The sequence below is a fragment of the Rhodococcus sp. NPDC056516 genome, assembly GCF_042794655.1.
Taxonomy (GTDB): Bacteria; Actinomycetota; Actinomycetes; order Mycobacteriales; family Mycobacteriaceae; genus Rhodococcus_F.
Genome location: NZ_JBHTTG010000012.1, coordinates 1 through 25,181 on the forward strand (window position 1 = coordinate 1; position 25,181 = coordinate 25,181).

Below are 25,181 nucleotides of genomic sequence, written 5' to 3' on the forward strand. Positions count from 1 at the left end.
TCAAATCACTAGCAAAAAAACTCAACTAGCAAAAAATGTGTCGGCAACCATTCAGACGGAAGAATGAACAATCACCGACGAAAAATACTCACACCCCGAACATCAGAACCGAAACCCGAAGGCCCGGAACATCATCCGACATGCGAAGTACCAAAAAATATTTGGCACTGACATTCATCGACACACTGTTGAGTTCTCAAAGAACACGCACACACCATCACTTCAACCAGGTTGAAAGCTCCGGGGCAAGGGTTACAATCTTAGCTTGTTCGCTCCAGGGAAGCAAGTTCCCGCTGAGCGTGATTGTCTCCGACTTCGTCCAACCGCGTGTCCCCGGCCTCTCGGTCGGGGTTGGTGTCCGTGTCGCTCTGACTTGGACAAAGTTACGCGAATGAAAACTGAGCGTCAAACGTGCAGGTCGCAGGTGTTCGTCAGGTTAAATCCGCTGGTAGCCCGCCCGCAGGCGGGCCACCAGCGGCCACAGGAGCCCCGCAAGACAACTGTGACCCCACACACGTCAGTTCGGAAGGATTTTCACGCCGGCGAAGTTGCGCTTTCCGCGCCGGACGACCAACCAGCTGCCGTGAAGCAGATCGGATGCGGTGGGCTCCCAGTCGTCGGCCGACACCTTCTGGTTGTTCACCGAAGCGCCGCCCTCTTTCACTGCGCGTCGAGCAGCTCCCTTGCTCTCACACAGACCGCTCGTCACGAGCAGATCGATGATCGTGCGCGGCTCCCCCGCCGCCAATTCGCTGACAGATGCTTCTTTCAGCGCGGCGGCGAGCGTCGACTCGTCGAGTTCCGCCAGCTCCGCCTTGCCGAACAACGCCTGGCTGGCGAGCTCGACAGCACGGGTGTTGTGTTCTCCGTGAACCAAGGTCGTCATCTCCGCGGCGAGTCGCTTCTGCGCTTCTCGCGCATGCGGCCGCTCCGCCGTTGCAGTCTCCAACTCCGCGAGTTCGTCCGCAGTGAGGAAGGTGAACCAGCGCAGGTACTTGATCACGTCGGCGTCGCCAGTGTTCACGAAGTACTGGTACCAGGCGTACGGGCTGGTCATCTCGGGGTCGAGCCACAAACTGCCGCCACCGGTCGATTTTCCGAACTTTTTGCCATCGGCCGAGGTCACCAGCGGAACCGTCATTGCGTGCACGCTCTCACCGTCGACACGACGGTTGAGTTCGACGCCGGCAATGATGTTGCCCCACTGATCGGACCCACCAACCTGCAACGTGCAGCCGAGATCGCGCCGCAGGTGCAGGTAGTCGTTGGCCTGGAGCAGCATGTAGCTGAACTCGGTGTACGACATGCCGTCCGATTCGAGGCGACGCTTGACGGTGTCGCGCGCGAGCATCACGTTCACGGAGAAGTGTTTGCCGACATCACGCAAGAAGTCGATGGCCGACATCTTGCCCGTCCAGTTCATGTTGTTCTCGATGACCGCACTCGTCGGCGAATCGTCGAAATCCACGAATCGTTCGAGCTGACCACGGATGCGACCCGCCCAGTCTGCGACGGTGTCGGCGGAGTTCATCGTCCGTTCTCCGACGTCACGGGGGTCACCGATCAAGCCCGTCGCACCGCCGGCAAGAACGATCGGGCGGTTGCCGGCACGCTGAAAACGCTTGAGCGCAAGGAGCGGAACCAGGTGACCTGCGTGCAGACTCGGTCCGGTCGGGTCGAACCCCGCATACAGCGTGACCGGTCCGGCCTCGAGATCTTTACGCAAAGCGTCGAGATCGGTTGATTGGGCGATCAGCCCGCGCCAGGTCAGTTCGTCGAGAATATTCTCAGTCACGGACTCGATCATCCCATCTTCACGAAATGGCCGGCGCTCGCGGGCTTCGGCGATACGCGGACACCGCCGGGGAGTCCGGAATCCAGAGGCGCCACGGGACCTCCGCCGCGGTGCTGACACCCACCCGCGGTCCGCTCACCCATTCCTTCGACTCCCCCAATTCGAGCCGAATCCGCGACGCCGGGTCGAACACGTCTGTTCCGTTGTCCCCCAGCGTGATTGCGGCGGAAGCGCCGAGATTACCTGGCCCTCTGGCCCATTGGTGAGACGGCCGGTCCGGCGATCTCCGTGCGGACACCACATCGTGGCCGGCTTCGATTTCAGCGGCGCGGAGCAGAACACCGCCCGCGACACCATCCGGGCCGTACGAGATGTTCATGCAAAAGTGCATTCCGTAGCTGCGGTAGACGTACAGACGCCCCGCCCGCCCGAACATCACGCTGTTTCGCGGCGTTTGCCCCCGATACGAATGCGCTGCCGGATCCGGCCAGGGCCCGTCCTTCTCCCCGCCGTAAGCCTCCACCTCGACAATTCTCAGAGCGACCTCGTCGACGATCAGGGTCGAGCCGAGAACCGCCAAGCCCGCTTCCAACGGGTTTTTCACATTTACCAAGGTCTCGATACTCACCCTTCGATTGTGCCCACACCGTTGACTCGCCTGTCGGCCGAGTCGCATAATTCAACAAGTGATGAATTATTGAAACGAGGCGCACAGTGACCACAACGCCGGCAATAGACATCCGCGGACTCCGAGTCATTCGCGGCAAACACGAAGTACTCCACTCGCTTGACCTGCAAGTTTCGGCGGGATCGATCACCGGACTGCTCGGACCCTCCGGTTGCGGCAAAACAACCCTCATGCGCGCGATAGTCGGAACGCAGATTGTCGAAAGTGGTGAGGTCAGAGTCCTGGGAGATCGCGCCGGGTCCGTCGCCCTTCGACGTCGGATCGGGTACGTCACCCAATCCCCCAGTGTCTACGGCGACCTGACGGTCACGCGAAATGTTCAGTATTTCGGCGCTCTGTACGGAAAATCCGGCGCAGACGTCGCAGCAGCGGTCGACGCCGTCGGATTGAGCCGATATGCCGACCAGACCGCAGCCGACCTGTCCGGAGGTCAACGCGGTCGAGTTTCGCTGGCATGCGCGCTGGTGGCGTCACCTGATGTGTTGATCCTCGACGAACCGACCGTCGGGCTCGATCCAGTCCTTCGCGTCGAGTTGTGGGAACGATTTGCCGACCTCGCTCGCAGCGGAACCACCCTGTTGGTCTCGAGCCACGTCATGGACGAGGCGGACCACTGCGCAGAACTGATTCTGATGCGCGACGGGTACCTTCTCGCGCAACTCACTCCTGACGAACTGCGCGCGAAAACCAGATGTGAACGGCTCGAGGACGCCTTCCTCGAACTGATTCGGACTTCACCCGTCGGAGGCGAAATATCATGAGCATCAGGATCTTCGGTGCTACTACCGTCCGAATTCTGCTTCAGCTCCGCCAAGATCACCGTACGGTGGCCATGATCTTGTTGGTCCCGTCGTTGCTGATGATTCTGCTCTATTTCCTCTACCAAGACGTCCCGACGCCACCCGGCCAGGTTTCGCTCTTCCAACGAGTGGCGATCACGATGTTGGGAATCTTGCCGTTTGTCGTCATGTTCCTGGTCACGTCCATCGCGATGCAGCGCGAACGCAGTTCAGGCACACTCGAACGCCTGCTCACCACTCCGATGGGCAAACTCGATCTTCTCGCCGGATACGGTGCAGCATTTTCACTCTCCGCCGCCGCTCAGGCGGCTCTCGCGTGCGCGGTAGCTTTCGGATTTCTCGGGCTCACCATCGCTGGCAGTCTTGCGTGGGTCATCGTCATTGCAGTTCTCGGTGCGATCCTCGGCGTTGCTCTTGGTCTGTTGGCCAGTGCGTTCGCGAAGACCGAATTCCAAGCAGTGCAGTTCATGCCTGTCGTAGTGGTTCCACAGCTCTTCCTCTGTGGACTCCTGGTACCTCGTGACCAATTGCCGACCTGGCTCGAATGGATCAGCAACGTACTCCCCTTGAGCTACGCCGTCGACGCGCTTCAACAAGTGTCGATGCATGCCGACGCGACAGGTCAGATGTGGCGTGATCTCGCCGTCATGGCGGGCTTTGCCGCCGCCGCACTATCGCTGGCCGCAGCCACACTCGATCGCCGCACTCCATGACCGACAACAGCACCGCGCCGACGCCGACTCGTTCGGGGCGACGACCGGGCAAGTCGGAGACTCGCGCGCAGATTCTCGATTCGGCGCGACGAGAGTTCTCCCGGAACGGTTTTCGAAGAACTACCGTTCGATCGATAGCCGCGGCGGCTGACGTCGATCCAGCCATGATTCATCACCATTTCGGGAGCAAGGAGCAGTTGTTCACCGCTGCGATCGCGCTACCGATCGATCCAGCACAGGTACTGGGGCCGGTTCGCACCTCCCCAACCGAAAATCTCGGCGAAAGCCTTCTCCGGGCGGTGATCGGGCTATGGGATTCGGAACATCAGCCGGCGATTCTGGCGGCTTTTCGATCAGCCATTTCCGGAGACGGATCGCAACTGATCCAGAGCTTTCTGCTCGATATCGTATTGCGCGACATCATTCCGCGGGTGGACACACCACCCGGCACCGGCCTGATCAGAGCAGAATTGGTGGCCTCTCAGATGGCCGGGCTACTGGTCACGCGATACGTGTTCGGACTCGAACCGCTCGCGACGTTGAGCGTCGACGCACTGGTACCGCTGGTAGCTCCGAACCTCCAGCGGTACCTCACCGGCGAGTTGCCGATCTAGCCTTCGGCCCGTGCGAGCAACTTCTCGTGCTCGTCGTCGGCCACATCGCGTGCCTCGTCGATCAACAGAACAGGAATACCGTTCTCGATCGGATACGCGCGCCGCAAACGGGGGTTGTAGAGCAACTCGTCCCCGACCAGCAGCAGCGGGCCCTTGTCCTGGGGGCAGGCCAGAATGCTGAGCAACGTCGAATCAATAGCCACGTGAGTCCTCTCGAACCGATCAAACAGAATGTCCTCAGGCTACCGTGCTCCGGTGCCCACCCTCGTCGGCATCAACTGCGCGGCAATTGCCTTGGTCAGCCGCTTGTACGACTGCGTCTCGGAATCGAGGAACCAGGTCCGTGGCCCCGGCGCCGGCAGTCCGGCCGCAGCCAAAGCGGTAGCGCTCGGACGGTACGACGAGCCCACCGGGATCTCGTCCACCACGTGCACGATGTCCGGACGAGCGTCGAAAGCGATGCGCGAGAGCGCCTCTGCAAGCTCGGCAGATCGGAACTGCCGCCCCGGACGCCAGGTCACGGCAGCGACCGCCAACTGATGCGGTGCGTCGCCGACGCCGTACGCGACGGCAAGATCTACCCGCGCCACACTCGACAACGCGTCGACGATCGGCTGGGTGAACACGGGACCGCGGAGGGTGGAAATGACCGTGTTCTTGTGATCGATCAGCCAGTAGTCGCCGTCGCCGTCTCGGCGGAAGAGATTCTCGGTGGGAATCCACGAATCGCCGGCTTGGAAGAGACCTCGCATGGCGCCGCCCGAGAGATCGGCGGTGAATCCCGCGCGCCCGAGCAGCAAACCGACCTCATCTTCGGCGCACTCGCGGACAAACCCGTTGCCGTTTTCGAGGAGCCGACCACTGAGGGGGTCGTAGGCCGCCAATCGAACCTGCGCGCTACCCGGCAGCGGGCGACCCTTGGAGCCGACTTTGGAGCCCGCGACGTTGGCGAGAATGACGTCGCCTTCGGTCGACGCATAGAACTCGAGCACCTGCGCGGGGTCGAACGCCTCCGTGGTCCGTTTCCACAGACCATGGGGCATTCCCGAACCGATGAACAGGCGGACCGGATGGCTGCCGTCGATGAGAAGAAGATCCTCGTCGAGGATCTCGCGCATCATCGACCACGTGTAACTCACGACCGTCACGCCGTAGCGGTGGATTTCTTCGACGAACCTCGCCGGGTTCAGTCCGCGTGAGAGAGCAATCCGGGAACCACCCGCCATTGCGCCACCGATAGTCGCGAGCAAACTCGACGAATGGTGGAGCGGCGCAAGGCAGTACACGGTGTCACCGCGATCGAGATCGGCCGCCGTGGCCGTGCCGAAGGCCGACAATGCCCACCGGTAGTTGGTGATCTGCTTGGCTTCGAGCACACCGCCGGATTCCGCGAAGATGATGAACGCGAGTTCGCGGGCGACACCGGGATCCGGTCGGTACCACCCGGGCAGATTGACCTTCGTCGGATCGATTTGTTCGAGATCGATCACGTCGTGCGACGGATCCACCTCGAGGCCACGGGCATCGCCGCCGCCGAGAACCAGAACAGGCCTACCGGTAACCACTGCGGCATCGACGTTCTCCGGATCGGTGATGATCCGATCGACCGATCCCAGCTTGACCGCCGCCGTGATGTCGGACCCTGGCGGAAGCATGACCGCGACGGCACCGAGGCGCGAGAGAGCCGCGATGGCCGCGAGCGCGCTGGGACGGGTCTCCATCAAGACACCGACGTGTGCTGCCGGACGCACGCCCACGGAGATCAATCCACGTACGACATTGTCGATGCGGGCGTTGACCGCTTCGTAGGTGTGCACGCGATTGTCGAAGAGGAAGCACTCGCCGTTCGGCGCCTTTCGACGCTGCTCCGCGAGCAATTGGCTCAGGGAGATCTTGGTGTGCGGCTGAATCTGGTTGAGCCGCGCCAGACGTGGCAACGCGCGCGCTGCCTCGCCGGACAACTCGAAAGTGCCGCGCAGGGCACCGGCGGCAAGGTCACTGATTCCCTTGGTGACGCCTGCCCCTACTTCGGCGACCGAGGCGACGGTGTGGATGATCCGATTGCTGATCGACACACCGGTCTGGTCTTCGAGATCGGCGCCGTAGACCATGTTCGCGATGCGGTCCGGGAGCGGCCCACCCGTTTCGGTCCACTGCACGAATTCACCGGTTGTCGGCCAGGTGTGATTGGCCGCGGTGGAACCGACAACCAAACCGAAATGACCTGCGCGCAAAGTAGATTCATAGACCTTCGCCCGCGGAGCCGCTTGACTAATACCGCGAACCGCCTGCGGCTGACCGATGTCGTCGACCTCGCCGACAAACGCCAGGATGGGGCAGGTGATTTCGGCGAGAGAGACCAATTGATCCTTGATGACAAAACCGCCGGTCATCATCCTGTTGTGCACGATGAACTGCTTGAGCAGTTCGGCTACCGCAGGCCCCGACCACGCGACCCAACCCTCGGTGGCGAGGAAGCGTCGCTGCTGCTCTCTCGGTAGCAACGCCTCACGGTCGTGCAGTTGAAGCAGGAAGTCGACGCGCATCTTCAGCGACTTCACGGGATCGAGCAACTGGAACCCGGTACGAGCCATCCATCCGGTGACTGCCAGGCGATTGAAGACGTGATCGGCGAGGAAATCCGCACCCTTGGTAGCCAATCCGGCCGGGATACCGAAAGGCAATGCAGCGAGTGTGTCGACCGGGCTGCCGAAGGTGATGACACTGGCTATGTTTCGGCTGCGTCGGTAGGCAGCCGCCTGATAGGCGAACATTCCACCCTGCGAGTAACCGGAGATGTGAACATCTTTACCGGTGTGACGGTGGATGTGATCGACGATGTCGCTGAGAGCGATGATGTGATCGGCAAGATTGCGATCCCAACCGCCCTCTTCGGAGTCGGGCGAACCGAAATCGACGACCCAAGGGTCAAGGCCCATCTCGTGCAGAATTCCCACAGCGCCCTGGTCGCGGGTCACGTCGTACACGTTCGCCGACATCATCATCGGCGGGATCAGCAAGATCGGTGCGCCGACGGTTTCCGGGTCACTGTCCGGGAAGTAGCGCCGGAGCCGATACATCGCTGCGCGTTCGACGATCTCGAACGGCGACGTGGTCGCATCCGTTTCCAACCCACCCAACCGGACGACCTCGAGGCCGTTTTGTGCTGTCGCAACCACCCGACGAATCGGGCCCAGCACAGACTTGGAATTCAATCCCACCATTTCACTCCCAAGTTACTCACCATGTGACGTCAGTCTCATTTTTCCCGCGCGCGACAAGCCTACTGACGACGAATACGCGTACGCGGTCAGGGAGCAAATTCTGCTCCCTGACCGCGTACGACCGAAGGACTACTGCCGAAAAGAGAGGGACGACACTCGCGACCTCGAGGTCAGAGTGTCCATCCCCGCAGCGACTGCGCCACTGCTCGGACTCCGTCCAACTGCTCTGCCACCCGCACCCCCGCGGTGCCGCCCCGTGCATTACGCGAAGAGATGGAACCCTCGACTGTCAGCACCTCACGAACAGCGGGCGTCAGCGCGCTGTCGACGTCGGCCAGTTCCTCGTCCGTGAGATCTTCGAGTCCGACGCCCCGAGCTTCGGCGACACGCACACACGCTCCGGCTGCCTCGTGTGCAACCCGGAATGGCACGCCCTGACGCACCATCCACTCCGCGATGTCGGTGGCCAACGTGAACCCCGCCGGAGCAAGTTCCGCCATACGCTCGGTGTGGAACTCGAGAGTCTGCACCAGACCGGTGATGGCCGGGAGCAACATCTCGAGCTGCGCAACCGAGTCGAAGACCGGTTCCTTGTCCTCTTGCAGATCGCGGTTGTACGCCAGCGGCTGAGCCTTGAGCGTCGCCAACAATCCGGTGAGGTTACCGATCAAACGACCCGACTTACCGCGCGTGAGTTCCGAGACATCCGGATTCTTCTTCTGCGGCATGATCGACGATCCCGTGGACCACGCGTCGGCAAGAGTGATGTAGCCGAACTCCGGTGTGCTCCAGATGATGATCTCTTCCGCCATACGGGAGAGATCGACACCGATCATTGCGAGCACGAACGCTGCCTCGGCTGCGAAATCACGCGAAGCCGTTGCGTCGATCGAGTTCTCGGCCGAGCTGTCGAACTTCAGTTCCGCCGCAATCGCTTCGGGATCGAGTCCGAGTGAGGAACCGGCCAGTGCACCGGAACCGTACGGGGACACCGCAGCTCGCACGTCGAAGTCGCGAAGGCGTTGCACGTCCCGCAACAGTGGATGTGCGTGAGCGAGCAGGTGATGCGCCAACAGGACCGGCTGAGCCGCCTGCAGGTGCGTCTTGCCCGGCATCACGGCATCCGGATGCGCCCCGGCCTGAGTCGCCAATGCGTCGACCACGTCGAGAACGCCGGTGGAGATGCGGCGGACCGCATCGCGAAGCCACATGCGGAACAGCGTGGCCACCTGGTCGTTACGCGAACGACCAGCACGCAGGCGTCCACCGACCTCAGGCCCGACACGCTCGATCAGACCGCGCTCGAGTGCGCCGTGTACGTCCTCGTCCGAATCGCTGGGCCCGAAGGCGCCACTGGCGACATCTGCCGCTAGACGGTCGAGACCGTCGAGCATCGTCGCGAGGTCGGCTTCGCTGAGCAGGCCGGCCTTGTTCAGCACACGCGCATGCGCCTGCGACGCCCGCACGTCGTACGGAGCGAGGACCCAGTCGAAGTGAGTCGACTTGCTCAGCGCCGCCATGGCAGCGGCCGGTCCGGACTCGAACCGTCCGCCCCACAGCGCGCCTTCGTTGGTGCCGTGTTTCTGAGCGTCTCCGTCACCGTGAGCCGTCATGGCTCAGAGTCCCAGATCGCGCTTCGCGGCGACCTTCGACGACAGACCGTGGATCTCGACGAAGCCCTTCGATGCGGACTGGTCGAAGCTGTCGCCCTCGTCGTACGTCGCGAGGTTGAAGTCGTAGAGCGACTCCGGGCTGCGACGACCGTTGACGGTGATGGCTCCACCGTGCAGGAAGAGACGGATGTCGCCGGTGACGCGTTCCTGCGTCTTGTCGACGAACGTGTCCAGTGCGTCCTTGAGGGGCGAGAACCAGAGGCCGTCGTAGACCAGCTCGGACCAACGCTGCTCCATCTGACGCTTGTAGCGACCGAGTTCGCGTTCGAGGGTGACGTGCTCGAGTTCCTGGTGTGCGGTGATGAGAACCATCGCGCCGGGAGCCTCGTAGATCTCACGGCTCTTGATGCCCACGAGACGGTCCTCGACGACGTCGAGGCGGCCGACGCCCTGAGCGCCTGCGCGCTTGTTCAGTTCCTGAATGGCTTCGAGAACCGATACCGGGCGGCCGTCGATGGCGACCGGGCGGCCCTTGTCGAAGCTGATGATGAGCTCGTCGGGTGCATTCCAGTTGACCGTCGGGTCCTGGGTGTAGTCGTAGACGTCCTTCGTCGGCGCGTTCCACAGATCCTCGAGGAATCCGGTCTCGACGGCGCGGCCCCAGACGTTCTGGTCGATCGAGAACGGCGACTTCTTGGAGACGTTGATCGGGATGTTGTTCTCTTCGGCGAAGGCGATGGCCTTCTCGCGGGTCCAGGCGTAGTCGCGGACCGGTGCGATGACCTGCAGGTCGGGTGCGAGGGCGCCGAATCCGACCTCGAAGCGAACCTGGTCGTTGCCCTTACCGGTGCAACCGTGCGAGACGATGGTGCCGCCGTGCGAGCGTGCAGCTTCGACGATGTGCTTGACGATCAGCGGACGGCTGATGGCCGAGACGAGCGGGTAGCGGTCCATGTACAGGGCGTTGGCCGCGATGGTCGGCAGGCAGTACTCGTCCGCGAACTCGTCGCGGGCGTCGACGACAACGGATTCGACTGCGCCGCAGTCGATCGCGCGCTGACGCACGACCTCCATGTCCTCGCCACCCTGCCCCAGATCGATGGCGACGGCGACAACTTCAGCGCCCGTCTCCTTACCGATCCAACTGATGGCAACAGAAGTGTCCAGCCCGCCCGAGTAGGCGAGTACGACGCGATCGGCCATGGTTTTTGTGCTCCTTCGGTTGAAAATCTCTATCAAAGAATAAGGGGTCAGGCGAGCGATTCGATCATGGCCGCGAGTTCCGCTCCGGAAAGCGGTTCCCGGGCCACTACGAAGATGGTGTCATCTCCGGCGATCGTGCCTACGATGTCCGGCATCGAGGACCGATCCAGTGCGCTCGCGAGGTAGTGCGCGGCTCCCGGCGGTGTCCGGAGGATCGCCATGTTGCCGCTGAAATCGGTGGAGACCAACAGCTCACCCAACAGCCGTGAGAGGCGGTCTGTACCGCCGGATACACCGCGTACCGGGTTCCCGTCCTCCGGCACCACGTAAACACCGGCGCCGCCGTCGGCGGCACGCAGTTTCACCGCTCCCAGCTCTTCGAGGTCACGCGAGAGCGTCGCCTGCGTTGCTTCGATGCCCTCGGCACCGAGCAAGGCCGCCAGCTCCGTCTGACTTCGGACAGGGTGAGCCGCCAGAAGCGCGATGATGCGCGACTGGCGACCAGCCCGAGTGGGAGCGACGCTCACGCCGGGTCCAGTTGGGTTCGCTGCTCCAGCAGCCACACGAGCAATGCTTTCTGGGCGTGCAGACGGTTCTCCGCCTCGTCCCAGACAACACTCTGCGGCCCGTCGAGAACCTCGTCGGTGACTTCTTCGCCGCGATGCGCGGGCAGGCAGTGCAGGACGACGGCCTTCGGATCTGCCTTTGCGAGCAGCTCCTTGTTGATCTGGAACGGACGGAAAGGTCCGACCCGATCGAGTCCGTCGTTCTCCTGACCCATCGAGGTCCAGGTGTCGGTGACCAACGCGTCGGCGCCGACGACGCCGGCCTGCGGGTCCTGCGTCAGCGTGATGGTCGCGCCGGTTTCCTCGGCGCGTTTGCGTGCTGCTGCCACTACCCAGTCCGCCGGTTCGAAGCCCGCGGGGCTGGCAATGGTGACGTCGATGCCTGCGGTGACTCCGCCGAGCATCAGTGAGTGAGCCATGTTGTTGGCGCCGTCACCCAGGTAGGTCAGCTTCAGCCCCTTGAGCTCACCCTTCTGCTCGATCAGCGTTTGCAGATCGGCCAGAACCTGACAGGGGTGAAACTCGTCCGACAACGCGTTGACGATGGGAATGGTTGCGCCCGTTGCCATCTGCTCCAAGCGCTTCTGGCCGAACGTGCGCCACACGACGGCGTCGACGTAGCGGGAGAGAACGCGTCCGGTGTCCGCCAGCGTCTCTTCACGCCCGAGTTGGGTGCTGCGCCCGTCGACGACGATGGCGTGGCCGCCCATCTGTGCGATGCCCATCTCGAACGAGAAACGTGTACGCGTCGAGTTCTTCTCGAAGATGACGCCGACTCCGCGTGGACCCTCGAGTGGACGCCGAGCGAACGGGTCCTTCTTGAGAATCGCAGCGAGTTCCAGAACTTCGGCCTGCTGCGCCGGAGTCAGATCGTCGTCCCTGAGAAAGTGTTTCACCACGGTAGTCACTTCTCCCCCGGCTGGTCAGCCGATAGTGCACTGTCGAAGATGGCAGGTAGTGCTGCCACGAAGGTTTCGGCCTGCTCATCCGTGAGGATCAGCGGCGGCGCCAACCGGATTACTCCGGGTTGCGCTGCATTCACAAGGTACCCGGCTTCGCGGGCTGCATTTTCCACCGCCGGCGCGACGTCCTCGGTCAGCACGACACCCAGCAACAGTCCTGATCCCCGTACGTAGTCGACCAACGGATGGCCCAGATCTTCGATGCCAGTCGAGATCGACTTACCCAAACTGTCCGCGCGCGAGATCAAGTCTTCCGCTGCAATGGTTTTCAGCACGGCAAGTGCCGCCGCGGCGCACACCGGATTTCCACCGAACGTCGTCCCGTGCTTACCCGGCCCGAACAACTCTGCCGTTGCTCCGGTCGCGATGCAGGCGCCGATCGGCATTCCGCCGCCGAGCCCCTTCGCAAGCGTGATGACGTCGGGAACGATGCCGACGGCCTGATGGGCGTAGAACCAGCCCGTCCGTCCGATGCCGGTCTGCACTTCGTCGAGTACGAGAAGCGCACCGCGTTCGGCGGTGATCCGCCGAGCCTCCACGAGGTATCCCTCAGGCGGCACCACCACGCCGCCCTCACCCATGATCGGTTCGAGGAACACAGCGGCGGTGTCGGAATCGACGGCCCGCTCGAGCGCTTCGACGTCGCCGTACGGCACGAACTCGACACCGGCAGGCATCGGTTCGAACGGCGCCCGCTTGGCAGGCTGACCCGTCAGAGCGAGTGCGCCCATCGTGCGACCGTGGAAAGAGCCCTCGGCTGCGATGATCTTCTTCCGGCCGGTGGCGCGAGCGAGCTTGAAGGCAGCCTCGTTCGCCTCGGTACCGGAGTTGCAGAAGAACGCGCGCCCGCTCACGTTGCCGAGATGAGCGAGCAGCTGCTCCGCCAACTCGACGACCGGCTCGCTGGCGTACAGGTTGGACACATGGCCCAGTGTCGACAACTGCGTCGTGACGGCTTCGACGACGGCCGGATGCCCGTGTCCGAGGATGTTGACGGCAATTCCGGCCAGGAAGTCGACGTACTGCTTGCCGTCGGCGTCGGTGAGGACGGCCCCGTCGCCGCGGACGAGAGCAACCCGGGGTACGCCGTAATTGTTCATCAGCGAAGCGGACCACCGCTGCTGCAGATCGATCGTGCTCATGAGGTAGCTCCCTGCTGGGGACCGGCGACCGAGGAGCCCGGCACGACCATCGTGCCGATTCCTTCGCCGGTGAAAAGTTCGAGTAGGACTGAATGTTCGAGCCGGCCGTCGATCACGTGCGCCGACGGCACACCTCCGCGCACCGCGCGAAGGCAGGCCTCCATCTTGGGCACCATGCCGGCATCGAGACTCGGCAACAACTGAGCAAGGGCGTCGGTGTCGATTTCGGTGGCCAGCGAGGATCGGTCCGGCCAATCGGTGTACAGACCTTCGACATCGGTGAGGACAACGAGCTTCTCCGCACCGATTGCCTCGGCCAGTGCCGCAGCAGCGGTATCGGCATTGATGTTGTGGACGACACCGTCGGCGTCGGGGGCGATGGTCGAGACCACCGGAATACGTCCTGCCGCAATGAGATCGAGTACCGCGTCCGGGTTCACGGTGGTGACGTCTCCGACCAGACCGATGTCGGTCTGCTCCCCCTCGACCGCAACAGTGCGTCGAGTAGCGGTGAACAGGTGCGCATCTTCACCGGAGATACCGACCGCGTAAGGACCGTGCGCGTTGATCAAGCCGACGAGTTCACGGCCGACCTGACCGAAAAGCACCATCCGCACGACATCCATCACCTCGGGCGTCGTCACACGGAAACCACCGCGGAACTCACCCTTCATGCCAAGGCGTGCCAGCATCGCATTGATCTGCGGGCCACCGCCGTGAACGACGACGGGATGGATGCCGACAGTCCGCAGAAACGCCATGTCGGCGGCAAATGCCGTCTTGAGCGTCTCGTCGATCATGGCGTTTCCGCCGTACTTGACCACGACCACCTTGTCGCGGAATCGCTGCAGCCACGGCAGAGCGTCCGCAAGGACATGTGCCTTCTGATGCTCGCTGATCACGGGATATGTCTCGGTCATGACGAGTACGCCGAGTTCTCTTCGACGTAGGCATGCGAGAGATCCGTGGTGCGAATGCTCACGGACTCGTTGCCGATTCCCAGATCGATGTCGAGTTCGATGTCGATCCCGCTCAGGTCGACCTCACGTGCCCCCGGAGCGCCGACGCCGTCGATGCAGACCGGACTCCCGTTGAAGGACACACTGATTCGATCCGGATCGAGCTCGATGGGAGCGATACCCACTGCTGCGAGGACGCGACCCCAGTTGGGATCGGATCCGAAAAGCGCCGTCTTGACCAGGCTGTCCCGAGCAACGGTCCGAGCGCCGATCAGCGCGTCGGATTCGGACGCCGCGCCGCGAACCGTCACCTTGACCCGTTTGGTGACGCCCTCGGCGTCTGCCATCAACTGATCCGCGAGATCGTCACACACGGCGAATACTGCGGCGTTGAGCTCGTCCTGCGTCGGCGTGACACCGCTGGCGCCGGAGGCCAACAGGAGCACTGTGTCGTTGGTGGACGTCGCGCCGTCGACGTCGAGACGATCGAAGCTCAGGTGGGTGGCGGCGCGCAACGCGGTGTCGAGCTGCTCGGCCGTTGCGACGGCATCGGTCGTGACGACGCACAGCATGGTGGCCAGCGCAGGCGCGAGCATGCCTGCGCCCTTGGCCATTCCGCCGACGTTCCACTTGTTCGCGTGGTGCAGCGACGCCTGCTTCGGCACGGTGTCCGTGGTCATGATCGCGTATGCCGCGTCGGTGCCGCCGGAGATTCCGCCGGCAAGTTCGTGCACGACCTCCGTGACACCGGGGATCAGCTTGTCCATGGGCAACCGGTCACCGATGAGTCCGGTGGAACAGACGGCGACCTCGATCGCGCCCGTCTCGGTTCCCCAATTGCTCAGTGCCGAAGCAACTTCCTCGGCAGTCTTGTGTGCATCCTGGAATCCACCCGCGCCCGTGCAGGCGTTCGCGCCGCCCGAGTTGAGCACCACCGCGCGCAGCTTGCCCGTCGTCAGGACCTGCTGAGACCACAACACCGGAGCCGCCTTGACCTTGTTCAGGGTGAAGACTCCGGCAGCGGCCAGATCAGGGCCCTCGTTGAGCACCAGTGCGAGGTCCGACTTGCCACTCTTCTTGATACCGGCAGCAATTCCGGCACCGCGGAATCCGGCAGGTGCGGTGACGCCCTGTGTACGGAGCAGACGTCCCCCGGCGACGTGAACCACGTCGGATTCGGTTGGGTTGTCGATCTGCTGCGGATTGTCGGTGCTCACGGAGCTACTCCCACGGTAGAGAGACCTGCGGTCTCGGGTAGGCCAAGGGCAAGGTTCATCGATTGCACAGCGCCACCGGCGGTGCCCTTGGTGAGATTGTCGATTGCCGAGATGACAACGAGCTGACCGGCGTCGGCGTCCACGGTGACACCGATCTGTACTGCGTTGGATCCGATCACGGCGCCGGTCTGCGGGAAGACTCCGGCAGGCAGCACGTGGATGAACGGCTCGTCGTTGTATGCCTTTTCATAGACTTCGCGTGCCTGCTCTTCGGTCGCGGTGGTGGCCGCCGTGCAGGTCGCGAGGATACCGCGCGGCATGGGCGCGAGGACCGGAGTGAACGACACTGTGATGTCCTTGCCGCCTGCTGCCGAGAGATTCTGAATGATCTCAGGGGTGTGGCGATGCACGCCGCCGACGCCGTATGCGCGGACCGAGCCCATGACCTCCGAACCCAGCAGATCAGCCTTCGGCGCCCGGCCGGCGCCCGAAGTGCCACTGACCGCAACCACGTTCACGTGAGAGTCCACGATCCCCGCGGCAACGGCGGGGGCCAGCGCGAGGCTCGCCGCCGTCGGGTAGCAGCCCGGAACGGCGATGCGGGTTGCGCCTACCAACTTCTCGCGGGCGCCGGGCAGTTCAGGAAGCCCGTAGGGCCAAGTGCCGGCATGAGTGCTCTTGTAGTACTTCTCCCAGGCTGCGGAATCTTGCAACCGGAAGTCCGCACCGCAGTCGATGATGACCGTCGATTCGGGTAGCAGCTTGGCGTACTGAGCCGAATTTCCGTGTGGGAGACCGAGGAAGACGACGTCGTGGCCCGAGAGAATTTCGACAGCGGTCTCTTCGAGTACCCGCGAAGAGAGTGGGAGCAAGTGGGGGTGATGCTCACCGAGCGTCGAACCGGCGTTGCCTCCGGCGGTCAGCGAACCGATCACCAGAGTGCCGTCGGCATAGGAGGGGTGTCCGAGAAGCAGACGCAGAACCTCACCACCGGCGTACCCACTGGCGCCGGCAACGGCGACTCTGATCGGCTTGCGTGCGTTCTCGGTCGTACCACCTTCAGTCATGTCACACAGTATGCATCATTGTGCATCGGAATGCATAATTACTTACCCATGGATCGCCGGATCTCCTCGAGCTTGGCTTTTGCAGCCTTCTGGCGCTCGTCCCACTGCTCGTCGACGGACTTTCCGGCAGGACTTTCGTGTGCCAATTCGGACGAACCTATGGAAGTACCGAAGCGCCCCTCTATCTTCTCCCGAACGCGGTCGAAAGTGGGGACTCCCCCTTCGGTGTAGTCGGGTTCGGGGATTCTCGGATCTGTCGCAAGGACCACCGGGACATCGATGATCTCGTCGACCTCCACAACAGTATCGGGCAGTTCGACCTCTTCGGCGTCGGTTATCGTGTCCGCGTCCGCGTCCTCGACACGGGTCGGATCGAGGCTCGCGGCAGCGGTGTCCACCACGGAAATAAGGACCGACAATCTCGGACGACGCTCGACCACTGCGCGGACGACCGCGAGGAAGTCCTTGTCGTCGAGTGCATCAGCAGCTTCGACTACCTGGTGCACGGAAATACCGGGTGCTGACCCATCATTCTCGGCCCCATCATTGTGTGACACTGGCAGTCCCTTCTCGAAACGTCGACGGACAACTCCGATCCTTCCACGACCGCCTGCCGAAAGGGGTCAGCGTGAGGCGAGGTAAGCCGCAAACGCGTCCTCGCTCGAATACTCGGGGACATATCCGAACTGTTCCTTGAGCCGCCGATTGTCGAGGACCGGCCGGTACTGGAGAAATCCGACCCGCTCCGGACCGTGTTCCGTCAAACCCAATCGCCGTCCGACGCGTAGAACGCCCCGGAGCAGCCAAGCGGGAAGCGTCACCGTGCTCTTGCCCATCCGGCAAGCCAGTTCGTCGACTGTCAGCGCACCGTCGCCCGCGACGTTGAAGATGCCCACCTGGTTTCCGGTCGCAGCCTCGGCAAAGGCGCTCGCCACGTCCGTGTGCCAGACGAACACGAAAGGGCTGTCGCTCCCGGCGACCTTGAGCAGCTTGCGGCGATCGAACAACGCGGTGATCTGGTTGTCGACGCTCTCCCCCAAGATCGTGCCGATCCGGAATACAACTTGCTCCAACCGCGGATGTACGACGCGATACTCGGCGAGCATCTCCTCGACCAGGCGTTTGTGCCGACTGTAAGTGAATTCGTCGTTGCCGCGAACGGGAACGTCCTCGGTGATCCACGCCGGGCTGTCGGAGTGGTAGCCGTACGCCGCCCCGGACGAAGACACGACAATCCGTCCAACCCCGTGTTCGACGCAGGCCGCGAGCACGTTTCGTGTCCCGTCGACGTCGACGCGGTACTCCTGCTCCGCTGTCGTGTTCTTGCCGGGATTCACGATGGAAGCGAGGTGGATCACGACGTCCGGTCGGTGCTCACCGAACACCCGCCCCAATTCTGCGGGGTCGCACACGTCCGCTCGAACGCGGTGGACTCGATCGTCCGGTGTTGCCTTCACCGTGAGGTCGGCACAGACGACGGTGATGCCTCGTGCGATCAGTGCGTCGATGACAGCCGTGCCCAGGAAGCCGTTTCCGCCCGTTACCAGCGCGACAGTCATGCCGGCACCGCCTTTCTGGTACGGCGCTTGGACCAGACCGTCGCCAAAGCCAACCCGGCGACGATGTCCCAGATCCCCCACCAGCCGGCCACGATGGCCATACCGCCGAGTCCGTCGAAGAACGTGAATACCAATCCGAGGCCCAGTCCGGCGTTGCGGATGCCGACCTCGAACGAAACTGCGCGACGGCTGTATTCGTTCAACCCGGTGACGGCGCCGCAGAAGTATCCCAGTGCGAGGGCAACCGTGTCGTGCAGGAAGACCGCAAGCAGTACCACCCCGATGTAGTCGACGAAGTACGACGCGTTCCCCGACACTCCCGCAACGATGAAGATCAACAGCGCCACCAACGAGCCGTTCTTCACCCACGGCTGCGCTTTCGCCGCGACCTCCGGGAACTTTCGCGCCGCCCAGATGCCGACAACAAACGGCACACCGATGATGAGCGCGATTTGAACGACCATCTCGAGCGCATTCAAGTTCACCGACTGCAACAGCGCGTCGGTCTCCGAGCGTCGGCTCCCCCAGAACGCAAGATTGAGCGGCATGAGGAAGATCGCGAGGACGTTCGACACCGCCGTCATGGACACCGAGAGCGCGACGTCGCCGCCCGCCCGGTGCGTCAGGACGTTCGAGATGTTTCCTGGCGGGCAGCACGCCACCAGGATCATGCCGAGTGCTACCGACGGAGCCGGCGAGAGAATCAGCGTCAGGAGAAAAGTCACTGCCGGCAACAGCAGGAACTGGGCAGCGATACCCACCGCCATCGCCTTGGGTTTGGTGAGCGCACGACGGAAGTCGTCGACCGAGGTGTCGAGGGCGATCCCCAGCATGATCGCAGCGAGCACCACGTTGAGGATCATCAACGATCCCGGGTTGAAGTTGAGAACCACGTCGTCGATCGGCATCACTGCCCTCCCTTCGCCAGAGCCGTATCGAGCAGTCCGATGTGCCGCTTGATCGCCGATCGGTAGGCGTCCTTGTTCACGTAGTAGGCCATTCGACCCAGCTTCAGGTACTTGTATCCCCCGGACAGATCGGGTGGTGGACCGGCCGCCGCCGCCGAGAACTCGCGGGCAGCGGCGGGAGCCTCGGTACGTGCCGTGATCAATTTGGCCACCAACTCCGCTTGCTCGAAGCGGCCCTGCCACCCGAGCCCGGAGGCTTCCACCATCCCGAGAACGAAGAGACTGTCGTGGCGACGACTCGCGACGTTGAGGAACAGGTCAGGGGCAGCGCCCGACCAGTCCAGGTCCGCGCGCGCGATGAAGGGGTAGTCGAGGTGATACCCCGTGGCGCAGAGAACGAGGTCGTAATCGGCGGACGAACCGTCGACAAAATGAACCGTCCTGCCGTCGAACCGGTCGATATCGCCACGCACGTGCACGTCACCGTGCCCGACGTGGTGCAGGATCAACGAGTTCACGACCGGATGCGATTCATAGATTTTGTAGTCCGGCGCCGGAAATCCGAACCGCACCGGATCACCCGTGAACTGCTTGAGTACCAGCGTGTCAACGCGTTGTTTGATCCACGGCGGCAACGGCTTTCCCTGATTCAAGGTGTCCGAGGGACGGCCGAACAGATACTTCGGAACGAAGTAGTAGCCTCGCCGAACGCTCAGGTCGACGGACTCCGCCTGGTGGACGGCGTCAATTGCGATGTCACATCCACTGTTGCCCGCTCCGATGACCAGTACCTTCTTCCCACGGAAGATCTCGGCGCTGCGGTACTCGCTCGTGTGCATCAACGTGCCGGTGAAGTCGCCGCGGAACGTCGGCATGTTCGGCTTCGACAACGTTCCGTTTGCGATGATCACGCCTCGGTACCGCGCAACCGTTGTCTCACCGTTGCGGCTGCGCGTGGTGACCTGCCACAGCGAATACACGGGCGAAACGTCGATGACCGTAGTACCGAAGGTGAAGTGCCTGCGAAGATCGTGAGTGTCGGCATAGTCGCGGAAATACTCGGCGAGTTCGACGTGGCTCGGGTAGTCGGCCACCGAATCCGCCATCGGGAACTCCGCGAACGCGGTGGTGCCCTTCGAAGAGATGAGGTGCGCCGACTCGTAGACGGTGCTGTGCGGGTTGTCGATGTCCCAGAGCCCACCGACGTTGTCGTGGCTCTCGAAGCCGTCGAACGCTATCCCGGCCCGATCGAGGTTTCGCGCGCCGGCCAATCCAGACGGGCCCGCTCCGATCAGCGCGTACTTGTCCTCTGTGATCATCCGTCGAGCGTCGCAGATAGTCCGAATCTTGCAGCAATATGCCGGATAATGACGTTATGAGCGCACCAGATGCCGGCAACGGTCGCGGGATAGATGAAATCGATCTGAGGATAATCAATGCGCTCCAGCTCGCACCTCGATCCACGTGGCTTTCGTTGGCCGGACCACTCGAACTCGACGCCGCGACTCTCGCCCGTCGTTGGAATCGACTCTCCGAATCGTCGTTGGCCTGGGTCACGGTCACTCCAGGGCCACAGGTGCTGGGCAGCATCGTCACAGCGATCATCGAAATCGATTGCTCACCTGCTCTTCTCGACGCCGTCGCGGCACGGCTGACTTGCTCGGCCCACGCCGTGACGATCGAAGCATCAACGGGCAGAGCAGATCTGCTCGTCACGGCCGGTACTGCGGACTTGGCGTCGATGTCACGTTTCATCTCGGAGGAGGTCGCAACGATCGACGGCGTATCGGCGCTACGCACGTCTGTCATCACACGTTGGTTCACCGAAGGAGGTCGTTGGCGACTCAACGCGCTGGCACCTGCCGAGCGCGGTGTCCTGACCACTGGTGACACACGTCAAGCCGGAAGAGCACGCACAGTCGGCATCTCGGAACAGGATCGCAAGGTTCTGACAATGCTCGCCTACGACGGGCGCGCTCCCATGCGGGAGTTGGCCGACGCGATCGGTGTCAGTCCCGCTGCGTGCAAACGCCAGGTCGACCGGCTCACGTCGTCCGGGTTGGTGGCGCTGCGGTGTGAATTCGCCCGTCCACTGGCCGGGCTTCCTGTACTCGCCACTCTGTGGTGCCGCATCGAACCCGAACTTCTCGATGCAGCAGGTCGAATACTGAGTCGGGCACCGGAAGTTCGGAATTGCTTCGCCGTGGTCGGCGCTGACAACCTGGTGGTTCAGTTGTGGCTGCATTCTCCGGCAGAACTCGATGCCTTCGAGATTCGCCTGCGCCAAGAATTCCCAGGACTGCACGTCGGCGAACGGTCGATCGTCCTCTACTTACGCAAACTCCTCGGTCACGTACTCGATCAGAACGGACGCAGGACATCGACGATCGCCCCGGATGTGTGGTTGCCGAGCCGCACCGAATCACCGGGAAATCGATAGCACGAAAGAGCCCACGACCACCAGGGATGGTCGTGGGCTCTGTGATCAGTTGGGAAAATCAGCCCCGCATCTGCGCACCGACAGCCTTGGACGCCGCCTCCACTGCCGCATCACGCGCGGCACTGGCCTCGTCCTCGGTCAGCGTGCGGTCGACGCCGCGGAAGCGCAATGCGAACGCGAGCGACTTGCGACCTTCACCGACCTGCTCACCTTCGAAGACGTCGAACAGGCGAATGTCTTCGAGAAGCTCGCCACCGCCGGAACGCAGAGCTTCCTGCACCTTGGCCGCCGGAATGTCGCGATCGACGACAACTGCCACATCCTGGAGCACTGCGGGGAACGGCGAAATGCGCGGCGCCGGCAGGTTCTCGACCAACGGCAAAGCGTCGAGGTCGATTTCCAATGCGCAGGTACGCGCAGGCAGTCCGGCACGCTCGAGTACAGCCGGGTGCAATTCGCCGGCATGACCGACAACATTGCCGTCGACCAGCACCTCGGCGCAGCGGCCGGGATGCCACGGCAGGTACTGCGCCGCACGCAGTTCCACCTCGACGCCCGCTGCAGCCGCGATGACCTGCACTGCTGCAAAAGTGTCCGAAGCCTCGGCCTGACGACCCGGACCCCAGGGGCCGCTCGGCTCCCGCAATCCACTCAGCACAGCAGCGAGGTGAACGGGCTGCGCCGGCAACGACGCGATCAGGTTCGCGATCTGCTCATCCGTCGGACGGCGATCGACCGGCAATGCATCCACGGGCTTGGTGTCGGGGCCTGGCAGCACGACCTGCGCGATGCCGTACAGCGACAGATCACGCTGGCCGCGAGAAGCGTTGCGAGCCAATATCTCCAGCAGACCCGGAAGCAGAGTTGTCGCCAACTCCGGACGATCGGCTTCGAGCGGGTTGAGTACCTTGCTGGTGTTACGGCGCGGATCGTCCGCGTCAAGACCCCAGACGTCGAAGACGTTGGTGGGCAGGAACACCGGAGGAAGGACCTCGACATAGCCGGCGTGAGCGACAGCCTTCGAGACCGTGCGCTTGCGCCGCTGCGACGCAGTCAAACCGCGTCCGGCCGGAGCGGCGGGAAGAACCGACGGGATCTGCTCGAGACCTTCGAGGCGGAGTACTTCCTCGACGAGGTCTGCAGGCTGCACCAGGTCTGGACGCCACGACGGCGGCGTCGCGACCAACTGGCCGTGCCCCTCTTCGCTGACGCCGACCTCGACGTTGCACCCGACCTGGGTGAGGCGGCGAGCGGCGGTGCCGTTGGGGTACGTGACTCCGGCGACACGGTCGGGCAGGTCGATATCCATGCGAATGGCAGCGCGAGGGGCGACGTCACCGACGTCGGTCAGGACCGGCTCGATCCGTCCGCCGGCAATCTCGACCAGCAGAGCGGCTGCGCGATCAACAGCCGCGAGCGGAATCGCCGGATCGACGACGCGCTCGAAACGCTTGCTCGCCTCGCTCGGCAGCTTGTGCCGGCGCGCTGTCTTGAAGACTGCGAGCGGATCCCAGGTAGCTCCTTCGAGCAGGATGTCCGTCGTTGCAGTTCCCACCTCGGTGGTGGCGCCGCCCATGACGGCCGCCAGAGAAATGACTCCGGAATCGTCGGCGATGACAACATCTTCGGGATCAAGCGTGCGTTCGACGTCGTCGAGCGTCGTGAGCTTCTCCCCCGCCTTGGCGCGACGGACCACCAGGTCGCCTTGCACCGCGGTCGCATCGAACGCGTGCAGAGGCTGACCGAGTTCGAGCATCACGTAATTGGTGACGTCGACGGCCGGCGAGATCGGGCGAACACCGGAGAGCAGCAGTCGACGCTGCAGCCACCACGGGCTCACCGCCTCGGGATCGATTCCCGTGATCTTTCGCATCACGAAACGCGACGCCTTGGACTCCGGTTCGAGATGCACCGGCCAGGCCTCACCCTCGGCCGGATGCGCGGGAACCGAAGCGGGATCGGCGTATTCGAGATCGAATCCGCAGGCGAGTTCACGCGTGAGGCCGCGGACCGAGAAGCAGTAGCCACGGTCCGGGGTGATGTTCAGTTCGATGATCGTGTCACCGAGACCGAGCAACTCGTTGCCATCGGCGCCGGGTTCGGCGGTACCGGGCTCGAGCACCAGGATGCCCGAATGGTCCTTGCCGATACCGAGTTCCGAGACGGAGCAGATCATGCCGTCGGACACCTGGCCGTACGTCTTGCGAGTGGCGATTTCGAATCCGCCGGGCAGCACCGCGCCGGGCAGTGCAACGACGACGAGGTCGCCCTCGTTGAAATTGCGCGCGCCGCAGACGATGCCGCGAGGCTCGGGCTCACCGACCTCGACCTGACAGAAGCGGATCGGCTTCTTGAACTCGGTCAGTTCGGTGATGGAGACGACCTTGCCGACGACCAAGGGGCCGTCGATCGCCTCGAGTGTGTCGAGTTCCTCGACTTCGAGTCCTACCCGGACGAACCCGGCGTCCAACTCTTCCGGGGTCACCTCCCAGTCCGGAGTTGCCCGCTGCAGGATCTCGGTCAGCCAGGATTGCGCTACTCGCACGTCTGCTCAGCTCTCTCGTTTGTCGATAAGTCTTTGTGAAGGTTCCGCGTACCGGGTCAGTTAGCCTGCGACACCGAAGGGCAGCGTGAAACGCACGTCGCCTTCGACGATGTCACGCATGTCCGGGATGCCGTTGCGGAACTGCAGGGTCCGCTCGAGGCCCATTCCGAATGCGAAACCCGAGTACTCGTCAGGATCGATACCGCTGGCGCGCAGAACGTTCGGGTTGACCATGCCGCAGCCACCCCACTCGACCCAGCCTGCCCCGCCCTTCTTGTTCGCGAACCACACGTCGACCTCTGCCGACGGTTCCGTGAACGGGAAATAGTTGGGGCGCATACGGGTACGCGTCTCGGGGCCGAAAAGGGCGCGAGCGAACGCGTCAAGAGTGCCGCGCAGGTTGGCCATCGTCAGGCCCTTGTCGACGGCCAGTCCTTCGACCTGCGAGAAGACAGGCGTGTGCGTCGCATCGAGTTCGTCGGTGCGGAACGTGCGACCAGGGCACACCACGTAGATCGGCACCTCACGCGAGAGCATGGTGCGAACCTGCACGGGTGAGGTGTGGGTGCGCAGCACCTGGCGAGAGTTCTCGGGCGCCAGGTGGAAGGTGTCCTGCATCGTGCGGGCAGGGTGATCCGGCAAGAAGTTGAGCGCGTCGAAGTTGAAGTGCTCGGTCTCCACCTCTGGGCCCTCGGCAACTTCCCAACCCATCGCGACGAATACGTCGGCGACCTGCTCGGAAATCAGGCTGATCGGGTGACGCGCACCGACAGGGTGGCGATCGGAGGGCAGAGTGACGTCGATTGCCTCGGCGACCAACACCGCGGCGTCGCGCTCGGCGAGAAGGACCTCACGACGAGCGTCGTACGCGTTGTTGATCCGGGTGCGGAAGATGTTGACGCGCTTGCCTGCGTCCGCCTTTTCCTTACCCGGAAGGCTGCCGAGTCCCCGGCGAGCGAGGGCGATCGGGGACTTGTCCCCCAGATGCTCCACCTTGACGTGCGCCAGCGCATCCAGGTCAGCGGCGTCCGCGAGCGCCTTCTCGGCATTCTCAGCCGCAGCGGTCAACGCCTCTTCGGTGAGCACACTCGCGTCGACCTCCGGCGGTGTCGCGCCCTCATTTTTGGCCACGGCTGTGACACTCCTGTCGCTTCTCGGTTTGCTTC

The 25,181-nt window shown here is 63.2% G+C and carries 22 protein-coding genes; 4 read left to right on the top strand and 18 right to left on the bottom strand.

The window, feature by feature from the left end; genetic code table 11:
• Window positions 1-517: 517 nt before the first annotated feature.
• Both tyrS and ACFQ6Y_RS29390 read right to left on the bottom strand, forming a co-directional pair.
• Window positions 518-1,795 carry a tyrosine--tRNA ligase gene (gene tyrS / locus ACFQ6Y_RS29385; protein ID WP_378640242.1) on the bottom strand — a complete coding sequence of 426 codons (1,278 nt, stop codon included), beginning with the start codon at window positions 1,793-1,795 and terminating at the stop codon, window positions 518-520.
• 19 nt (window positions 1,796-1,814) lie between these two features.
• The gene (locus ACFQ6Y_RS29390; RefSeq protein ID WP_378640245.1) at window positions 1,815-2,423 is read right to left on the bottom strand and encodes a DNA-3-methyladenine glycosylase; all 609 of its coding nucleotides are present in this window, start codon (window positions 2,421-2,423) and stop codon (window positions 1,815-1,817) included.
• Window positions 2,424-2,509: 86 nt separating this feature from the next.
• Between ACFQ6Y_RS29390 and ACFQ6Y_RS29395 the strand changes: the two genes are divergently transcribed.
• Genes ACFQ6Y_RS29395 through ACFQ6Y_RS29405 form a run of 3 tightly spaced genes read left to right on the top strand, consistent with a single transcriptional unit; the run spans window position 2,510 to window position 4,610 of the window.
• Complete coding sequence (locus ACFQ6Y_RS29395) at window positions 2,510-3,244, top strand: ABC transporter ATP-binding protein (RefSeq protein ID WP_058037510.1); 735 nt, start codon at window positions 2,510-2,512, stop codon at window positions 3,242-3,244.
• Window positions 3,241-3,996 (top strand): ABC transporter permease, encoded by a 756-nt coding sequence (locus ACFQ6Y_RS29400; protein WP_003944033.1) that lies wholly within the window; start codon window positions 3,241-3,243, stop codon window positions 3,994-3,996. Before ACFQ6Y_RS29395 ends, ACFQ6Y_RS29400 begins: the two co-directional genes overlap by 4 nt.
• A complete protein-coding gene (locus ACFQ6Y_RS29405) occupies window positions 3,993-4,610 on the top strand; it encodes a TetR family transcriptional regulator (protein ID WP_378640250.1) in 618 nt (205 codons plus the stop codon). Before ACFQ6Y_RS29400 ends, ACFQ6Y_RS29405 begins: the two co-directional genes overlap by 4 nt.
• On the opposite strand, the gene ACFQ6Y_RS29410 is transcribed toward ACFQ6Y_RS29405, so the two are convergent.
• The 14 genes from ACFQ6Y_RS29410 to ACFQ6Y_RS29475 form a co-directional block, all read right to left on the bottom strand.
• A complete protein-coding gene (locus tag ACFQ6Y_RS29410; RefSeq protein WP_003944045.1) occupies window positions 4,607-4,813 on the bottom strand; it encodes a Trm112 family protein in 207 nt (68 codons plus the stop codon). The two genes, ACFQ6Y_RS29405 and ACFQ6Y_RS29410, sit on opposite strands and share 4 nt — an antisense overlap.
• Window positions 4,814-4,852: 39 nt before the next feature.
• A complete protein-coding gene (locus tag ACFQ6Y_RS29415; RefSeq protein WP_378640252.1) occupies window positions 4,853-7,834 on the bottom strand; it encodes an acyl-CoA synthetase in 2,982 nt (993 codons plus the stop codon).
• A 170-nt stretch (window positions 7,835-8,004) separates the two neighbouring features.
• The gene (argH, locus tag ACFQ6Y_RS29420; RefSeq protein ID WP_378548146.1) at window positions 8,005-9,447 is read right to left on the bottom strand and encodes an argininosuccinate lyase; all 1,443 of its coding nucleotides are present in this window, start codon (window positions 9,445-9,447) and stop codon (window positions 8,005-8,007) included.
• A gap of 3 nt (window positions 9,448-9,450) precedes the next feature.
• Entirely contained in the window at window positions 9,451-10,650 is a 1,200-nt protein-coding gene (locus tag ACFQ6Y_RS29425) for an argininosuccinate synthase (protein WP_003944066.1), read from the bottom strand.
• Between the two features lie 47 nt (window positions 10,651-10,697).
• Window positions 10,698-11,177: an arginine repressor gene (locus ACFQ6Y_RS29430; RefSeq protein WP_020907875.1), complete on the bottom strand. Its 480-nt coding sequence runs from the start codon at window positions 11,175-11,177 to the stop codon at window positions 10,698-10,700.
• Window positions 11,174-12,124, bottom strand: a complete 951-nt coding sequence (gene argF / locus ACFQ6Y_RS29435; protein ID WP_378640254.1) for an ornithine carbamoyltransferase — start codon at window positions 12,122-12,124, stop codon at window positions 11,174-11,176. The genes ACFQ6Y_RS29430 and argF overlap by 4 nt, the downstream gene beginning before the upstream one ends.
• Window positions 12,121-13,320 carry an acetylornithine transaminase gene (locus ACFQ6Y_RS29440; protein WP_214890531.1) on the bottom strand — a complete coding sequence of 400 codons (1,200 nt, stop codon included), beginning with the start codon at window positions 13,318-13,320 and terminating at the stop codon, window positions 12,121-12,123. Before ACFQ6Y_RS29440 ends, argF begins: the two co-directional genes overlap by 4 nt.
• On the bottom strand, window positions 13,317-14,240 hold the full coding sequence (argB, locus tag ACFQ6Y_RS29445; RefSeq protein WP_019748607.1) for an acetylglutamate kinase: 924 nt from the start codon (window positions 14,238-14,240) through the stop codon (window positions 13,317-13,319). Before argB ends, ACFQ6Y_RS29440 begins: the two co-directional genes overlap by 4 nt.
• A complete protein-coding gene (gene argJ / locus ACFQ6Y_RS29450) occupies window positions 14,237-15,448 on the bottom strand; it encodes a bifunctional glutamate N-acetyltransferase/amino-acid acetyltransferase ArgJ (RefSeq protein ID WP_317828995.1) in 1,212 nt (403 codons plus the stop codon). Before argJ ends, argB begins: the two co-directional genes overlap by 4 nt.
• 44 nt (window positions 15,449-15,492) lie before the next feature.
• Window positions 15,493-16,563: an N-acetyl-gamma-glutamyl-phosphate reductase gene (gene argC, locus ACFQ6Y_RS29455; protein WP_378640258.1), complete on the bottom strand. Its 1,071-nt coding sequence runs from the start codon at window positions 16,561-16,563 to the stop codon at window positions 15,493-15,495.
• Window positions 16,564-16,601: 38 nt separating this feature from the next.
• Complete coding sequence (locus tag ACFQ6Y_RS29460; protein ID WP_378640385.1) at window positions 16,602-17,069, bottom strand: hypothetical protein; 468 nt, start codon at window positions 17,067-17,069, stop codon at window positions 16,602-16,604.
• A 117-nt stretch (window positions 17,070-17,186) separates the two neighbouring features.
• Complete coding sequence (locus ACFQ6Y_RS29465) at window positions 17,187-18,122, bottom strand: SDR family oxidoreductase (RefSeq protein WP_378640261.1); 936 nt, start codon at window positions 18,120-18,122, stop codon at window positions 17,187-17,189.
• Entirely contained in the window at window positions 18,119-19,030 is a 912-nt protein-coding gene (locus tag ACFQ6Y_RS29470; protein ID WP_378640264.1) for a bile acid:sodium symporter family protein, read from the bottom strand. The genes ACFQ6Y_RS29465 and ACFQ6Y_RS29470 overlap by 4 nt, the downstream gene beginning before the upstream one ends.
• A complete protein-coding gene (locus ACFQ6Y_RS29475) occupies window positions 19,030-20,349 on the bottom strand; it encodes a flavin-containing monooxygenase (protein WP_378640267.1) in 1,320 nt (439 codons plus the stop codon). The genes ACFQ6Y_RS29470 and ACFQ6Y_RS29475 overlap by 1 nt, the downstream gene beginning before the upstream one ends.
• A 56-nt stretch (window positions 20,350-20,405) precedes the next feature.
• On the opposite strand from ACFQ6Y_RS29475, the gene ACFQ6Y_RS29480 reads away from it, so the two are divergent.
• Window positions 20,406-21,470, top strand: coding sequence for an Lrp/AsnC family transcriptional regulator (locus ACFQ6Y_RS29480; protein WP_378640270.1), 1,065 nt, complete (start codon window positions 20,406-20,408; stop codon window positions 21,468-21,470).
• 58 nt (window positions 21,471-21,528) lie between these two features.
• On the opposite strand, the gene pheT is transcribed toward ACFQ6Y_RS29480, so the two are convergent.
• Both pheT and pheS read right to left on the bottom strand, forming a co-directional pair.
• Window positions 21,529-24,015 (bottom strand): phenylalanine--tRNA ligase subunit beta, encoded by a 2,487-nt coding sequence (pheT, locus tag ACFQ6Y_RS29485; protein ID WP_378640273.1) that lies wholly within the window; start codon window positions 24,013-24,015, stop codon window positions 21,529-21,531.
• 60 nt (window positions 24,016-24,075) lie between these two features.
• Window positions 24,076-25,146, bottom strand: coding sequence for a phenylalanine--tRNA ligase subunit alpha (gene pheS / locus ACFQ6Y_RS29490; RefSeq protein ID WP_003944109.1), 1,071 nt, complete (start codon window positions 25,144-25,146; stop codon window positions 24,076-24,078).
• Between the last annotated feature and the right edge of the window lie 35 nt (window positions 25,147-25,181).